The organism is Streptomyces sp. NPDC044044 (genome assembly GCF_056434405.1).
Genome location: NZ_JBWKFG010000003.1, coordinates 474,177 through 489,451, shown reverse-complemented (window position 1 = coordinate 489,451; position 15,275 = coordinate 474,177). Strand labels below are relative to the sequence as shown.

The window sequence follows — 15,275 nt, the reverse complement described above, 5'->3', positions numbered from 1 at the left end:
CGAAGAACCGATTCACCCGTTCGCCGACGGCATCACCTGATCGGGTCCCCGACAGGCGGGGTTTCTTCGTCAGCGCTTGACGGCGCCCATGGGCGTACGGCGGCCGAGCTCACCGACCGGCGCCGGGACGGCGGGCCCCACCGGCGACTGCCGCAGGCTCCGCCGGACTCCCCGCACCAGCCTCCCCGCCGTGAACGACGCCCCGTGCACGAAGCGCATGGCCGGGCCGAAGCTGGACGCCGTCACCAGGCCCGCGAGGAACAGACCGGGGTACGAGGACTCGAACTCGACCGAGGCGTACGGCTCCTGTGCGGCGTTCACCGCCAGGCCGCGGCGCACGTCCGGGGCAAGCAGGCCGAGGCGCGCGCTCGTGGCCCGGAAGCCGGTGGCCGCGATGACGTGGTCGGTCTCGAAGTCCAGGCCGCCGCTCGCGTTGCCCACGGTCTCAAGGCGCACCCGGCCCCCCGCGACCGACGCCGAGGCGACCTCGTGGCCGAGCAGCACCTCCACGCGTGACTCGACCCGCTCGCGCACCCACCAGGCCCCCGCGGGGCCGAGCGCCGACGCCGAGATGCGGGCGCGCGTGGCCTCGGGGAGCCGCCGGAAGCCGCCCGGCACCTCGGCGTAGAACCAGTTGCGCCAGCCGCAGCCGAGGCCGCTGTGCGGAGCGCGGGCGGACTCCCGCCACGGGCGCTTCCACGCCGGGGGCACGCTGTTCCAGCGCAGCTGCCGCGACCGGGCGAGCACCCGCACGCGCGTTCCCTGCTCGGCGAGGAGCGCCGCGGTCTCCAGGGCCGCCTGGCCCCCGCCGATCACGGTGACGTCCTTGCCGCGGAAGCGGTCCAGGTCCCGGTGCTGGCTGCTGTGCGAGACGTGCTCCGTGCCAAGGCCGTGCAGCGCCGTGGGGATCTCGACGAAGGGGATCACCCCGACGGCCAGGGCCACCGTGCGGCCGCGGACACTCTGACCGTCCTCCGTGACGGCCTCGAAGCCTCCGGGGCAGGCGCTGACCGACGCCACCATGCGTTCGTCGACGTCCGGCACGGCGTGCTGCGCGAACCACAGGCCGTACGAGGCGAACGTCTCCACGGAGATCGGCTCGCCGTGCCTGGCCCGCATACCGTTACGCGTGCAGTACTCGGCGAGGCCGTACCGGCGCCTCGGGTCGGAGAGGTTCGACGCCCAGGGCTCCGACTTCAGGAACATGCCGCGCGGCATGTGGTCGCGCCAGGACGCCATGGGTCTGCCGAAGATGCGTACGTCGAGTCCGGCATCGGCGGCGTGTGACGCGATGGAGAGCCCGTAGGGGCCGGCTCCGACAACCAACAGGTCATACATCAGCAACTGCTCGCTCTCTCGTCGTCGATACGGGCGTCTTCGGCACGGCCTGAGCCGTCGGGCGCTCCTGCCTGGCGCACCAGCCGCACCCGCGCCTCCTCCCCCGGTGGTCCGGTGGGACGTACCGTCCGCCGCAGCCGCCCGAGGAGCCGCCGCGTCACGTGCCTGCACCACAGCACCCACATGGCGCGCGCGGGCGCCATGTCGTCCTGGGCGTGCCAGGCCAGCTCGCGGCGGTGCGACGCCGTGGAGACGGGCCCCGCCGTCATCAGGACGCGCAGTGCGGCCAGCGGGGAGTAGTTCTCCACGACGAACGCGCGGCCCGCGAGCACGGCGGCGGCCGGCAGCGGGCGGTGTGTCATGTCCAGGTGCTGGGCGCGCACCACGTCCAGGTCGGCCCCGTCGGCGAAGAGCCGGAACTGGGCGCCGGGCCGCGGGTTGAAGTCGAGCAGGCAGTGCTCGCCCGTCGCGGCGTCCACCCGGAAGTCGAGGTCGAAGATGCCCCGGTAGCCCAGCGTGCCGACCAGCCTCTCCACCCCGGCCCGCAGGCCCGCGTCGGGCGTCCACTCGCCCACCGCCGTCAGGCCCGCCCCGCGCGGCCAGGAGCGGTGCTTGCGGCCGGAGCCGCCGCCGCGCACGGCGCCCGTGCGGTCGACGTATCCGTGGACGAACCAGTCGCGGCCGGGGCCGTCGGGCAGGAAGGCCTGCAGCAGGAGGCGGCTGCCCGCCTCATCGCTGCGCCGGTAGAGCTCCTGTGCCTCCGCGGCCGAGCGGACCAGGACCGTGCTGCGCAGATCGGTCCCTGCGGGGATCAGCCACGGGCGGCTCCACTTCGCCACCACCGGGAGTCCCAACCGGCGTACGGCGGCGGCTGCTTGGGCGGCGGACTCCGGCAGGAGCGTCACCGGGTGGGGAATGCCGGCCGAGGCGCACACCTGGGCCAGGGTCGCCTTGTCGGCCACCCGTTCCGCCAGGCCGCTCGCCTGGTCCGGCAGGAGATAGGACTCGGCCAGTACCTTCTGCAGGCGCCCGATCGCCAGCGCCCCGGCGTCGTCCATCGGAATCAGTACGGACGGCCGGGCCACCCGGTGGGAAATGCGGCGCAGGACGGAGGAGATTTCCTGGAGGGATGCCCCCGGCGGCGGCGGAGGGTGCGTCTGGTGCAGATAACGGGATCTGCGCACCGGGCTCTCGGCGGAATCCGATGCCGCTACATGTACCTCCACTCCCGCACGGCCAAGGGACCGAACAGCTCCGAGTGTGCCGTGATGAAAAGGATTCCGGTCGATCCGCAGCAGAACCGCGGGGACTCTGGTGTCGAGAGTTAGCACGGCCAAATCCTCTCAATTCGATCCCCCATGCGGGCGATGGGCACGCCCAAAGGATTAGGGGCTCGATTGGCGCAATAGAAATACATATGACTGAGTGTCAGTAGATGGAGGAGCAGCATGAGGAGCGGCCATGGCTTTGCAGAGACGCCAGACCACCAGTAGACGGCTGGCATTCATTGCCGGCGGAATCGTCATGTCGGCGGCGCTCGCCGTCGGGCCCGGCTACGCGTGGGGAGCCGGGCAGGACCCCGACCCACCGGTCGAGCTGCCCGGCCTCGCCGGGCTGCCGACGGCGGCGCCCGTCCCGTCCCCCTCCGCGGCCACCCCAGCGACCCCGGTCGGTCCGGGCACGTCGGCGACACCGGACACGTCGGCCGACCCGGCAGCCCCGGCCGACCCGGACACCCCGGACACCCCGGCCGCCAAGAAGCCCGCCTTCGGCGCCTACCTCACCTACGGGCCCCAGGGCGTGGAACGCATGGCCGAGCTCAGCAAATGGCTGGGCGGCGCCGAGCTGCGCGTGGGGCACACCTACCTGCCGGGCGACCGGTGGAGCAACATCGAGGGGGCCCCGAACTTCCTCGAGAGCTGGGCCGAGTGGCGGCGCGCGCAGGACGACCGGCTCTTCGTGCTCAACGTCCCCATGATGGAGCGCAACGAGGACCGGGTCGGCGACTCGGAGGTCCGCTCGCTGCTGCGCCGGGGCGCGGCGGGCGATTTCGACGAGCATTACCGCGCCCTCGCCGAACGGCTCGTGAAGCTCAAGGTTCCGGACACCGTCGTGGTGCTCGGCTGGGAAATGAACGGCATCACGTACACCCATCGATGCGGTCCCGACCCGGAGGCCTGGAAGAAGTACTGGAAGCGCATCGTCACGACGATGCGTTCGGTGCCGGGCCAGAAGTTCAAGTTCGACTTCACGCCGAACAGGGGCCGGGACGCGATTCCGTGGACGCAGTGCTATCCGGGCGACGACGTCGTGGACATCGTCGGCATGGACTCGTACGACCAGCCGACGGGAACCGATTTCGCCGAGCAGGTCAGCGAGCCGTACGGCCTGAAGAAGCACGTGGAATTCGCGAAGGAGCACGGCAAGGAGATCTCCTATCCGGAGTGGGGTCTCTTCCGCAACGGCGACAACGAGGCATACATGCGGAAAATGCTCGCCTGGATGGACGAGCACAAACCGCTGTACAACACCGTCACCGACTACTGCCCGCACGGCGTGTGGCAGTGCGACGACAATCCCAAGTCGTCCAAGGCCTATCGGTCCCTGCTCTTCGGCCGTAAGGACACCGAGCCGACCGTCCCGGAGCCGACGCAGCCGACCACGCCCACGACTCCGCCGAACTGCGCCCCGCTGAACCTCGGCGACTGGGTCGAGCACTGGCTCGGCGGCAAGCTGTGCATGCGCCTGGACTGGTACAAGCGGCCCTAGCAAGGAGCGCTCAGGACCGCTCCTGGCGTTCCCTGCGCTTCCGCAGGAACTCCTTGCCCCGGCTGCGGGCCGCCGCGTCCCACGCGGCGGCCCGCAGCACGGGGGCGGTGCGTCTGCGGGCGAGGAGCAGCCGGTGGTTGGTGGCCTCCTCGGGGCGCCAGTGGTGCTTGTACGGTTCGTTGCCGCGCAGGAGGCTCAGGACCCGGCTCCGGTCGCCCTCGGCGTGCTCCGTGCAGGCGTTCAGGAGCATCGTCGCCACGTCGACCTTGCGCTCCCGCAGCTGCGGGTGGGCTCCGTAGAGATAGCCGCCGACCAGGTGGGGCGAGAGCAGGGTCAGATCGGCGGCCACCACGGCGTCGTCGAGCCGGAACTCGGTGACCACCGCGTCGCCCGCCCTGACCATGAGCCCCACCGACCTGATCAGGTGCTCGGAGAACCGCGGCTGGAGGTGTTCGGACGTCACCTTCCGCCCCTGCCACTGGAGTTGGTGCAGGTGCAGGAGCGTGCGCACCGAGTCGTCCACCTCGTCGTGGCGTACGATCCGCCGCTCGACGCCCAGCGCGTCCATCTTCCGGATCTTGGCGCGCGCCCGCTGGGCCCGCGGCGCGGGCAGCCGCCCGAGCAGTTCCTCCATCGACGCGGCGGGCAGCTCCAGGCAGAGCGAGTCCGCGAGGCGGAGCCGGGGCCCGCGCCAGCGTTCGTAGATGTGCTCCACGGCGGCTCCCGACCGGACCTCGCGGAAGTCGATCAGCGCGCTGCGGGCCAGCTCCGACAGGCCGCCTGCCAGCGCGTCCGCGGCCTCGTCGGCGAACGCGTCGTCGAGGAGCACGTCGGTGAAGTCGGAGATCGCGCCGCCCAGCGGCACGAGCGCCGGGAGCGGGACGTACGCGCGCATCAGCGGCGCCGCCGCGACGAGCTCGCCGTGCCTGCGCACGAGGACCACGCGCAGCCGCCCGCGCGTGCCGTAGGAGAGCCACCACGAGTGCAGCCAGGCGTGGCTCTGGAACGGCGTCGCCGTCCCGCACCTGCGGTGCAGCCGGGCCCACGCCGCCGCGAGGCTCCCGAACTCGCCCTCGTCCGTGCAGAGTTCGACGGTCAGGGCGCTTTCGGCCACCCCCATCACCTCTCCCGGTTGAGATCGGCGGACTGCGCGGGACCCGGCACCGAAGCCGGGACCGCGTCTTCGCCGCGCCGGGGGCGCACGAGGAGGGCGAGCCCGCCGAGCAGGCCTCCCGCGCAGCCGCCCACCAAGGCGGTCATGGGCGCCGATGCCGACGCGGGGGCCGCGGGCTTGACCGCGCGCGAGAGCTGCAGGAGGCGCACCTGCGTGCTGTCCTTGGTGTGGTTCGCGTTGTTGGTCAGGGAGCGCGACACCGCGTTGGCGATGTCACGCGCCTTGCCGGGCTTGGCCGCGGTCGCCGAGATGGAGATCATCGGGGCGTCGGGCGATGTGGCCGCCTGCACGCTGTCGCGCAGCGTCTGCGGCGAGACGCCCGACTCCACCTGGGCGTCGCCGAGCACCGCGACCTGCGTGGCGACCCGGCCGTACGCCGTGGCGAAGCCGAGCGCCGCCGTGGGGTCGGAACCCTTCTCCGGGACGGCGATCACATAGCTCGTCGCGGTGTACTGGGGGGTCTTCACCACGCCGTAGGCCCCGCCGGCCAGGGCGCCGAGCACGGCGCCCGCCGGCAGGAGCCACCAGGCGGGAAGCCGCTTCACACGGGCCAGCATCGGGGCCGGGTGACCGGCCGGGCGGTGCCGCCTGCTGAGGGTATCGGTCATCAGGAACTCACTCTCGGGGTCGAGCCGGAGGCAGCTGCCTCGTAGACATGCATCAGCTGTGCTGCGCTGCGGGTGATGCTGTAGTGGTGCGCGGCCTGCAGGGCGAGGCGAGGCCGCGCACCCGCATCCCGGACCCGCAGCAGCGCCCGCGCGAAGGAATCCGGGTCGCCCGTGACGCGCTCGGCACCCGCAGCCGCTTCCGGCGGGAGGTCCTCGACGGCGGGGCACCGGACGTAGAGCACCGGCAGACCGGCGGCGAGTCCCTCCACGACGGCGAGACCGAAGGCCTCCTCGGGCGACGGCGACGCGAGGACGTCCATCGCGGCGAGGAGCGCCGGGAGGCCGGTGCTCTCCGCGGAGAGATGCGACCGCTCCCCGGCGAACACCACCCGGTCCGCGAGCCCCAGCCGCGCCGCCGTCATGCGCAGCCTGTCCTCGTCGGGGCCGCCGCCGACGAGCAGCAGGCGTACGTCCTGGGGCAGCGCGGCGAGAGCGTGCAGCAGGACGTCGAAGCGCTTGCCCTCGACGACGCGGCCGACCCCACCGACGACGAACGCCTCGTCCGGGAGGCCCAGTTGACGGCGGGCGGCGACGCGGGCCCGCGGGTCGAAGCGGAACCGCTCCACCTCGATGCCGTTCGGTACGACGTGGATGCGCTGCCGGGGCACTCCCCACCGGCTGAGCCGCTCGGCGACGGACGGGGACACCGCCACCGTGGCCCGGCCGAGGCGCTCGCCGGTCAGGTACAGCGCGCGGACGCCCGGGGTCAGCGGCCGTCCCTCCATCTGCGAGTCGCCCAGGGAGTGTTCGGTGGCGACGACGGCGCGCGTCCCCGCCAGGCGGGCGGCGATGCGCCCGTACAGGCAGGCGCGGAACAGGTGGGTGTGCACGAGGTCGTAGCCACCGCCGCGGATGACCTTCGCGAGGCGGGGGAGGGCGCCCACGTCACGGTTGCCGGACATGCCGAGGTGGATGACGCGCACTCCGTCGGCCGTGAGCCCTTCGGCGACGGGACCGGGGTTGGTGAGGGTCACGACGTCGCAGGCGGCGGGCAAGTGGCGCAGGAGCAGGCGCAGTTGCTGTTCGGCGCCGCCGACCCCGAGGCCCGTGATGATGTGCAGGGCCTTCACTCGGTCACCGCCGGTTCGCGGACCGCCCGGCGGCGCAGCCGGTTGAGCCGCAGCTTCAGCTGGAGCCGCAGGGCGGTGTCCTCCTGCCCGATGTGGACGCGCGGCAGGGCGTGCACCCCGGTCAGGGGGCCCGGGGAGATCGCGCACGCGTAGCGGTAGCCGGCCGCTCGTACGGTGTCGACGACCCGCTGGTCGACGGTGCCGTACGGATAGCAGAAGCCCTCCACCTCGCGGCCGATGAGGTCGGACAGGGCGACCCGGCTGCCGCTGGTCTCCTGCCACAGGAGCCGGTCGTCCGCCCGGGTGAGGTCGATGTGGGTCAGGCCGTGCGAGGCGACCTCCATCCCCTCGGCGGCGGCGTGGCGGATGCCGTCCGCGGTGAGCAGCGGTTTGCGCGGGCCGAGGGGGTCCCACGCGTTGTCGCCCGCGAGGCGGCCCGGGAGCACGAAGACGGTGGCGTCGAATTCGTAGCGGTGCAGGAGCGGCAGGGCGTGGTCGACGAAGTCGGTGTACCCGTCGTCGAAGGTGAGGCCGACCAGGTCGCGCCCCTCGCCACGGGCGCGTGCCGTGAGGAGCCGCGTCATGCTCACCCCGCGCAGCCCCTGGCGGCGGAGCCAGCGCAGCTGGGCGGCGAGGCGTTCGGGCGAGACGGTGATCTTGTAGGGGTCGTCCGCGCAGTTGTCCACGGAGTGGTACATCGCCACCCACATCGGCGCCTGGGGCAGCCAGTGCCGCGTGCGCCGCGAACGTGGGGTCTCACCGAGTGCTGTGTCAACGGACATGCGTGAGCTTTCGTGTGGCGGATGTGACGGCGGTTGTGACGGATCGGACGGCGGGTTCGATGGCCTGGGCCTTCAGGGCCCAGAGCACCAGGACGAAGACGGCGGCGACGGTCGAGGACCCGACGGCGAAGGCGAGGAACGGCGATTCGACGCGGCTCGCGAAGGCCCCTCCGAAGCCGGTGGCGCACACCATCGCGGCCACCGGCTTCACCAGTTCGCCAAGGACACGGCGGACCCGGATCGGCACATTGCGCGGCCCCATCCCGCACAGCAGCACGAAGGCGGTGACGCTGATCCCCGCCGCGTTGGCGAGCGCGATGCCGCGTACGCCCCACAGGTCCACCGCCCAGCCGCCGATCCCTGCCGTCGCGGTGACCCCGACCGCCATCGCGCCCAGCGGGAACCACGTGGCGCGCCCGCCGGAGAAGTACGAGCGGACGAGCGCCCCGACCAGCGTGTGACCCAGGAGCCCCAGGGCGTACACGCGCATCACGGCCGCCGTGGCGACGGTGTCGTCCGCGGTGAACGCACCTCGCTGGAAGAGGAGTTGGATGAGCTGCGGCGCGCAGGCGATGACCACGGCGGTGCCGAGAAGGACCACGCAGCCGGCCAGGCCCAGGTCCCGCTCGACGCGCGACCTGGCCCGTTTGACGTCCCCTTCGGCCAGGGCTCGCGCGACGACGGGGAGCGTGACCGTGCACAGCATCAGGGAGAGGATCATCGGCACCTGCGCCACTTTTTGCGCGTAGTTGAGGTGCGAGATGGCCCCCGAGGGCAGCGAGGACGCCAGGAAGCGCTCGATGAGCACCTGCGACTGCCGGCACAGCGCGAACAGCAGCACGGTGGCGACGAGGGTGCTGCCCATCAGCGCCGGGACCGAGGGTCCTGCCGCCTGCTCGTTCGGGGCGTCCGCCGTGTCGCGGGTGAGCTGCCGATAGAGCGAGGGCGCCTGGACGAGCACCATGAGTACGCCGCCGACGGCGACGCCCAGGGCTGCCGCGCGGACGCCGTAGCGGGGGGCGAGGACGAACACCGCGGTGATGATGCCGATGTTGTAGAAGACGTAGATGCCCGCGGGGGCCACGAACCGGCGGTGGGCGCGCAGCGCGGCGCTGCAGTATCCGGCGAGGCCGAACGTGAAGACGCAGGTGGCGGTCAGGAGCGTGCAGTCCACGGCGAGGCGCGGGTCGGGCAGGCCCGGCGCGAGGATCTCCACCAGGACCGGCGCCCCGGCCATCAGGATCAGCGCGACGACCCCGGAGCCGAGCATCAGGCGGGGCAGCGACGCGGCCACGAGCGCGCGGACCGGGTCGCGGCGCGCGCCCTGGCCGCGGCGGGCGAGCGCCATGCTGAAGGCCGGTACGAGGGCGAAGGCGAGGCCGTCCTCGATGAGCAGCGTCGTGGCCACCTCGGGGACGGTCCACGCGACGAGGAAGGCGTCGGTCTCGGAGCCCGCCCCGAAGAAGTGGGCGAGCGCCTGGTCGCGCACGAGCCCGAGCACCGATCCGGCCACCGTCAGGACCGCGGTGACCAGGGCGGCCTTGGCGAGGAAGCCGTTGGAGGGATCGGAGCCCTTGACGGGCTCGGCCTCGGTGGCCGGCGCGGGCACCTTGCCGACCGGTCCCGCGTCCACGGAGTGCGTCGTGGAGGTCATCGCGGCACCTCCCCCGGCATCGGCGCCGCGAGGGCACGGCCGGACAGCGCCCACCAGGCCACGAGCCCGAGGACCACGGCCATGAGCACCGTCGACGGCCCGCCGATGTCGGCGTACGCGAAGTCCACCAGCTGCCAGACGAGGAGTCCGCACGCGACGAGCGCGCAGTCCACGCCCGCGCCCCCGCGGACCCGCGCGAGCCGCCGCAGACCGAGCAGCAGGAAGGCCGCCCAGCTGCCCACGAGGGTGCACAGGCCGAGAAGCCCCTGCTCGCTGAGGACGAGCAGGTACATGTTGTGCGGGGAGAGCAGCGGCTGGCGGCTGAACTCGGCGCCCGCGCCTCCGGTGTCGCTGGCCGACGAGAGGGCCAGCGAGGCGTGGCTGTCGCGGTGGTCGGGGAAGGCCTTGAGTCCCACGCCCGACACCGGCTCGTCGCGCCACATGTCCACCGCGGCGGCCCACATGGTGTACCGGTCGGTGACCGACTGGTCGGGGGCGTCGGTCACCTGCGTGATGCTGGTGATCCGCTCCTGCAGCATCTGCGTGCCGATGCCGAACCCGCCCACGAGGACGACGGCCGCCGCGGCCACCACGGCGAGGGACCGCAGGGCGCGCCGCACTCCCGCGAGCCCCAGCTGCGCACCGCACGCCACGACGGTGGCGATCCAGGCGCCGCGGCTGAAGGAGAGCGCGAGCGGAACGACCAGGAGCAGCGCGCAGAGCAGTGCCATCTGACGCTGCTTCGGGGATGCCGGGCCCAGCGCGAGAGCGACCGCGCACACCACGCCGTACGACACCACGGTCGCCATCCCCATGACGTCCGTCGGTCCGAAGGTCCCCACGGCCCGGATGTCCGCGCCCATGTAGGTGGCGCCGGTGCCCGTGACGTACTGATAGGCGCCGAGCGAGCCCTGGAACAGGGCGAGCGCGACGAGCGACCAGGCCACCAGGCGGAAGTCGCGGCGGTCGCGCACGAGCATCAGGACCGCGGCCGGTACGAGGACGAAGATCTGCAGGTAGCGCACCAGGCCGGTCGCCCCTGCCGACGCGGTGCTCGCACCCACGGCCGCGACCGCGATGCCGATCACGGGAAGTCCGAGCACGACGGCGGCGGTCCGGGTCAGCGGACGGCGCGCCCCGCGGACGGCGCGGGCCACGCACCAGAGCACGACCAGGGCGGAGACGGCGTCGGCGATCGTGCCGCCCCCGGAGCCGCCGTCGCTGGGCGGCACGGGCAGCGCGAGCAGGGCGACCAGGGCCATGACGGGCAGTACGGGGCCCGCGCCGCGCAGTGCCGAGGAGATCGCGGCGGCCGGTGAGCCGGGCGGGAAGAGCGTGATCGAGGCACTGTTCACCGGGTCAGCTCCCCGTCGGACGTACGAGAGAGGCGGCGGTGCGCAGCAGGATGCAGAGGTCCTGCCAGAACGACCAGCTGTCGATGTAGGCGTTGTCGAAGCGGCACCGGTCCTCGATGGAGGTGTCGCCGCGCAGCCCCTGGATCTGGGCGAGCCCGGTGATGCCGGTCGGCATGCGGTGGCGCTCGGCGTAGCCGGGGTAGGTCTGGCTGAACTTGCCCACAAAATAAGGGCGTTCGGGGCGCGGGCCGACCAGGCTCATGTCGCCCCAGAAGACGTTCCACAGCTGCGGCAGCTCGTCGAGCGACGTCCGGCGCAGGAACTGGCAGAACGGGCTCATCTGCTGCTCGCCCGCCACGGTCCACCGGGTCGCCGCCTCGTGCGGGTCGGCGGGGCGGTGCGTGCGGAACTTGAGCAGGGTGAACGGCCGCCCGCCCTTGCCGATGCGCTCCTGACGGAAGATCACCCCGGGCCCGTCGCTGGCCCGCAGGACGGCGGCGCACGCGAGGAGCACCGGGCTGATGAGCAGCAGCAGGATCCCCGAGGTCACGAGGTCGAGGGCGCGCTTGCTGATGCTGGAGTGCCTGCGCCTCGCGGGCACGAGCGAGCGGCAGGGGAACCCGGCGAGCCGCCCGGATCTGGACTGGCGCCCCGGCGCGTCGTAGCCCGGCGGCTGCGTCGCGTCGATCGCCCATACGTCACAGCCGGATCCGCTCAGCGTGCGCAGCCACCCGATCTGCTCCGGTCCCGGCGTCGGCCCGACGACCAGGACGGTGCGTACGGCGTTCTGGATGACCGCGCGGCGCAGCTCCTCGATCGTGGAGAGCACCGGCAGTTCGGCCCCCTCCGACTCCGTGCGCTCGGCGGGCGCCTCGCCCACGATGCCCACGGGCCGCACCCCGGCCTGCGGATGGCGCAGGACCGCCTCGGCCACGCGCCGGGCGACGGGCCCCGGGCCGACGACCAGGGCGGGGCGCGGCTGGCGCGACGTGGCTCTGCGCGCCCACCAGTACAGGGCGCCGCGGCCCGTGCAGCACAGCACGCTCTGGAGCGCCGCCGCCGTGCACAAGGTGGTGAGGGAGAGCGGACTCAGGGCGGAGAAGCTCGCGGCGACGAGCCCCACGGCGCCCCAGCTCAGCGCGGTCTGCCAGGCGAGCGACGGCAGCTCGTCGAGGGCGGAGGGCACGGCGAGCGGGCGGTACAGCGCGGCGCGCGCGTTCAGGCCGGTCACCGCGGACAGGAGCAGGACGACCAGCAGGGGGTGGCGCTGCGGATCGGTGAGCAGCACGGTGCCCAGCAGGGCGGCGCTGCAGTCCACGGCGACCAGGGGCAGGGCCGACGAGCGGCGTACCGACGTCCCCCATCCGATGCTCGTCCTGCGGCGGCCCCCGGCCCCACGGGGAGGGATGACCGAGGCGGTGGCGATGGCGTGGTCGGCCGCCCGTGGCTGCGCGGCGGGGGTGGCGACAGTTCGTTCCGCACTCACGGGTTGATGGACTCCCTGCACTTGATGGGCCCCACGCCCGGTAGCTCGCGGTACACGGCCGCGACAGCGTCCGTGGTGCGCCGCACATCGTGGGTGTTCGATACGTGGCGGTGCGCTGCACGGCCGAGGGATTCGCGAAGGGGCGGATCGCCGAGCAGTCCGACGAGGGCCCGCGCCAGCGCGTCTGGGTCCTGGGCGGGAACGAGGCCGTGGGGCACGAGTGCGGGCGGCAGGCTCTCGCGCGCGCCGTCCACATCGGTGACCACCACGGGACGGGCGCAGGCCATCGCCTCCAGGGGTACGAGTGCCATGCCCTCCCACCGGGACGGCAGGACCACGAGGTCGGCCGCCTGGTACCAGGGGGTGGCGTCCTCGACGGCTCCGACGAACCGCACGGAGGCGGGCGCCTGTTCGCGCAGGCCTGGCCCGTCGGGTCCGTCCCCGACGAGGACGAGCCGGGCGAGCGGCATCCGCTCGGCGACCGCCGCCCAGGCACGCAGCAGGACGTCCTGCCCCTTCTGCCGGCACAGCCGCCCCACGCACACCACCAGCGGCGCCTGTTCACAGAGCCCGAGCCCGGCCCGCGCGGCCTGCGCGGCCCTGGGCCGGAAACGCTCGACGTCCACCCCGTTCGGGATCACGGACCAGCGCGCGTCGATCCCCGAACGCTGTCCAGTGAGCCGCTCGGCCTCGCTGACGCAGACGACGTGCGTGGCCCAGCGCGCCCCGAAGCGCTCCCAGCGCAGGGCGAGCCGCGCGGTCACGCCGCCGACGGCCTCGAAGGACCAGGCGTGCGGCTGGAACACCGTGGGGACCTTGCCGCGCAGGGCGAGCCGGGCGGCGAGCCCGGCCTTGGCGCTGTGCGCGTGCACGACGTCGGGCCGCAGCTCGTCGACGACGCGGGCAAGGCGCCGCACTTCGTCCGGCAGTCCGGGCCCCGGGGAGCGGGTCGCCGCCCACCGGTGGACACCGCTGCCCAGGCCGCGCACGGCGTCCGGCAGGCAGCCGCTGTCCGGGCACGCCACGTCGACCCGCATCCCGGCGGACAGCTGGGACTTCACCAGGTCGGTGACCACGCGGGCCACTCCGCCGTCGACGGGCTGGGCGACATGAAGGACGCTCAGCCGGTGGTCTGTTGCTGACAGTTGCATGCACGGCGCCTTGCTCAGGGGGGAGGTGGTGCGCTACCGCTTCGCGTCCACAGCGGCGAAGAGCACACCGGCCCACGCGGACTCTCGCTGCGAGGCGAGACGGATGAGCAGGCCCTTTCGGTCGGCCTTGAGGCCCCCGTCGAGGCGGAAGATGTCGGAGTCGTATCCGAGCGTGTTGGCGTACGCGGGCGTCCTCGCGCTCTGCCTGCCCGGCTCGCTGATGGTCGAGTTCAGGACGTCGCGGGCGGGGTTGGCCGCGTCGGAGAGCCGCACGGGCCTGCTCCCGCCGGTGGACACGGTGAGCGTGTCGCCGGCCGTTCCGCGGTCGCCGTTGTACGCGACCATGCCGACGCTGCCCTTGGCACGGGCCGGGACCGGCATGCCGCCGAGCCGTACCTTCTGGCTGCGCCCGCGCGCGTCGAAGGAGTCGAAGCCGTCCCACACGGTCAGATGCCGCAGCGGCGCGGCCTCGTTCTCGTACGCGACGACCAGCGTCCAGCCGCCCCATGCCCCGGCCTTGGAGTGGCCCATCGCCACGTTGACCTGGGCGACGGTGTACATCCCGGAGCCGCTGGCCCTGACGAGGTTCGTGACGTCGGCCGATGCCTGGAAGGCGTCCGCTCCGTTGGCGGTGCGGTGCCCGACCAGGGTGTCGGCCTTCACGTCCTGGTAGCTGCCGCCGGGTTCGGCGATCAGGGCCTTGCCGTTGTCCTTGGGCGGCTTCTGCTCACCGACGCGGAGGTTGCCGCCCCAGTACAGGCGGGCGTAGGACACCCGGGAGCCCCGCGGGATCCGGACCTCGCCGCGGCTGGAGTTGTAGGTGTTCGGGTCCTTGTCGACGTCGACGTAGAACATGTCGAAGTCGTTGTTGGCGGCCGCCTTGCCCCCGCGCGCGGAAGGGCACGACACCGCGCGGACCACCATCGGCTTGCGGCATGTGATGGCCGTGTTGGCGGCGCGGGTGATTCCGCCGTGCTGGAGGGCGTGATAGCGCTGCGCGAACGTGATGCTCGACGCCTCGGCGGCGGGGGGTGCGGGCGCGGCGGCCACGGCGGGGCCGCCGGGCGCGGCGACGACCGCGAGGGAAAAGGCACACAGCGTCACGCGACGCAGAAGGGGGCCCAGGGAATTACGCATGACCGGCGTTGCCCTTTCGGGAAAGGTTCCGAACCAGGAGGGAGAAGGTAAATGCGAAAGTCACACTCGGCCCGTAACTTCCCGCATTTGTTCTTTCAAATGGCTTCAGGAGGAGAGCAACACTAGCCGCTTTCCGCATTAATCCAGGAAGGCTGACAAGTGTGTCGGAATCGTGAAGTGCGTAACGCTCGGGGCCTGCCCGGAGCACGGGCCGAGGGCCACCGCGTTAACCGTGCGCCAGCAGATCACCCTTTTGGGCCCACAACTCCTGCGGGCGAAGTCCGTTGATCCATGGGCCGGGCACCCCGCCCTGCCGATGCATCAACTGACCAAGGAGCAACTCTCCATGTCGCGTACCGCGAAGGCCCTCGCCCTCTCCACCGTTGCCGTGGCCGCCATGGCCGGCAGCGCCGGCATCGCCGCCGCCGACGCCGGCGCCCAGGGGGCCGCCACCCACTCCCCCGGCGTCGGCTCGGGCAACGCCGTCCAGGTGCCGGTCCACGTCCCGGTCAACGCCTGCGGCAACACCGTGAACGTCATCGGTCTGCTGAACCCGGCGTTCGGCAACACCTGCGTCAACGCCTGACACCTCAGCAGCACGCAGTCAGCGACGGCCGTTCTCCCCCGAGGAGGACGGCCGTCGTGCGTTCCCGCGAGTGCCCCGAACGGCGGCCATGCCCCAAATGGCAGT

At 72.8% G+C, this 15,275-nt stretch carries 13 protein-coding genes; 2 read left to right on the top strand and 11 right to left on the bottom strand.

Going from position 1 to position 15,275, the window contains the following annotated elements; all coding sequences use genetic code 11:
• Positions 1 to 69: 69 nt before the first annotated feature.
• Together AC07AG_RS13150 and AC07AG_RS13145 are read right to left on the bottom strand one after the other, a co-directional pair.
• A complete protein-coding gene (locus AC07AG_RS13150; RefSeq protein ID WP_478754674.1) occupies positions 70 to 1,338 on the bottom strand; it encodes an NAD(P)-binding domain-containing protein in 1,269 nt (422 codons plus the stop codon).
• A complete protein-coding gene (locus AC07AG_RS13145) occupies positions 1,338 to 2,669 on the bottom strand; it encodes a carboxylate--amine ligase (protein WP_478754673.1) in 1,332 nt (443 codons plus the stop codon). The genes AC07AG_RS13150 and AC07AG_RS13145 overlap by 1 nt, the downstream gene beginning before the upstream one ends.
• 130 nt (positions 2,670 to 2,799) lie before the next feature.
• Between AC07AG_RS13145 and AC07AG_RS13140 the strand changes: the two genes are divergently transcribed.
• Complete coding sequence (locus AC07AG_RS13140; protein ID WP_478754672.1) at positions 2,800 to 4,107, top strand: glycoside hydrolase family 26 protein; 1,308 nt, start codon at positions 2,800 to 2,802, stop codon at positions 4,105 to 4,107.
• Between the two features lie 10 nt (positions 4,108 to 4,117).
• Here AC07AG_RS13140 and AC07AG_RS13135 read toward each other — a convergent pair whose 3' ends face one another.
• The 9 genes from AC07AG_RS13135 to AC07AG_RS13095 all read right to left on the bottom strand — a co-directional run bounded on the left by AC07AG_RS13135 (position 4,118) and on the right by AC07AG_RS13095 (position 14,584).
• On the bottom strand, positions 4,118 to 5,227 hold the full coding sequence (locus tag AC07AG_RS13135; protein ID WP_478754671.1) for a GNAT family N-acetyltransferase: 1,110 nt from the start codon (positions 5,225 to 5,227) through the stop codon (positions 4,118 to 4,120).
• Complete coding sequence (locus AC07AG_RS13130) at positions 5,227 to 5,889, bottom strand: YveK family protein (RefSeq protein ID WP_478754670.1); 663 nt, start codon at positions 5,887 to 5,889, stop codon at positions 5,227 to 5,229. The genes AC07AG_RS13135 and AC07AG_RS13130 overlap by 1 nt, the downstream gene beginning before the upstream one ends.
• On the bottom strand, positions 5,889 to 7,019 hold the full coding sequence (locus tag AC07AG_RS13125) for a glycosyltransferase (protein ID WP_478754668.1): 1,131 nt from the start codon (positions 7,017 to 7,019) through the stop codon (positions 5,889 to 5,891). Before AC07AG_RS13125 ends, AC07AG_RS13130 begins: the two co-directional genes overlap by 1 nt.
• Entirely contained in the window at positions 7,016 to 7,801 is a 786-nt protein-coding gene (locus AC07AG_RS13120; RefSeq protein WP_478754666.1) for a polysaccharide deacetylase family protein, read from the bottom strand. The genes AC07AG_RS13125 and AC07AG_RS13120 overlap by 4 nt, the downstream gene beginning before the upstream one ends.
• On the bottom strand, positions 7,791 to 9,455 hold the full coding sequence (gene murJ, locus AC07AG_RS13115) for a murein biosynthesis integral membrane protein MurJ (RefSeq protein WP_478754664.1): 1,665 nt from the start codon (positions 9,453 to 9,455) through the stop codon (positions 7,791 to 7,793). The genes AC07AG_RS13120 and murJ overlap by 11 nt, the downstream gene beginning before the upstream one ends.
• On the bottom strand, positions 9,452 to 10,717 hold the full coding sequence (locus AC07AG_RS13110) for an O-antigen ligase family protein (RefSeq protein ID WP_478755530.1): 1,266 nt from the start codon (positions 10,715 to 10,717) through the stop codon (positions 9,452 to 9,454). The genes murJ and AC07AG_RS13110 overlap by 4 nt, the downstream gene beginning before the upstream one ends.
• Positions 10,718 to 10,814: 97 nt before the next feature.
• Positions 10,815 to 12,296 carry a sugar transferase gene (locus AC07AG_RS13105; protein ID WP_478754662.1) on the bottom strand — a complete coding sequence of 494 codons (1,482 nt, stop codon included), beginning with the start codon at positions 12,294 to 12,296 and terminating at the stop codon, positions 10,815 to 10,817.
• A complete protein-coding gene (locus tag AC07AG_RS13100) occupies positions 12,293 to 13,447 on the bottom strand; it encodes a glycosyltransferase (protein ID WP_478754660.1) in 1,155 nt (384 codons plus the stop codon). Before AC07AG_RS13100 ends, AC07AG_RS13105 begins: the two co-directional genes overlap by 4 nt.
• Before the next feature lie 33 nt (positions 13,448 to 13,480).
• Positions 13,481 to 14,584, bottom strand: coding sequence for a DUF3344 domain-containing protein (locus AC07AG_RS13095; protein WP_478754658.1), 1,104 nt, complete (start codon positions 14,582 to 14,584; stop codon positions 13,481 to 13,483).
• A 346-nt stretch (positions 14,585 to 14,930) separates the two neighbouring features.
• Here AC07AG_RS13095 and AC07AG_RS13090 point away from each other — a divergent pair, with 346 nt between their 5' ends.
• On the top strand, positions 14,931 to 15,170 hold the full coding sequence (locus AC07AG_RS13090) for a chaplin (RefSeq protein ID WP_478754656.1): 240 nt from the start codon (positions 14,931 to 14,933) through the stop codon (positions 15,168 to 15,170).
• Positions 15,171 to 15,275 lie beyond the last annotated feature (105 nt).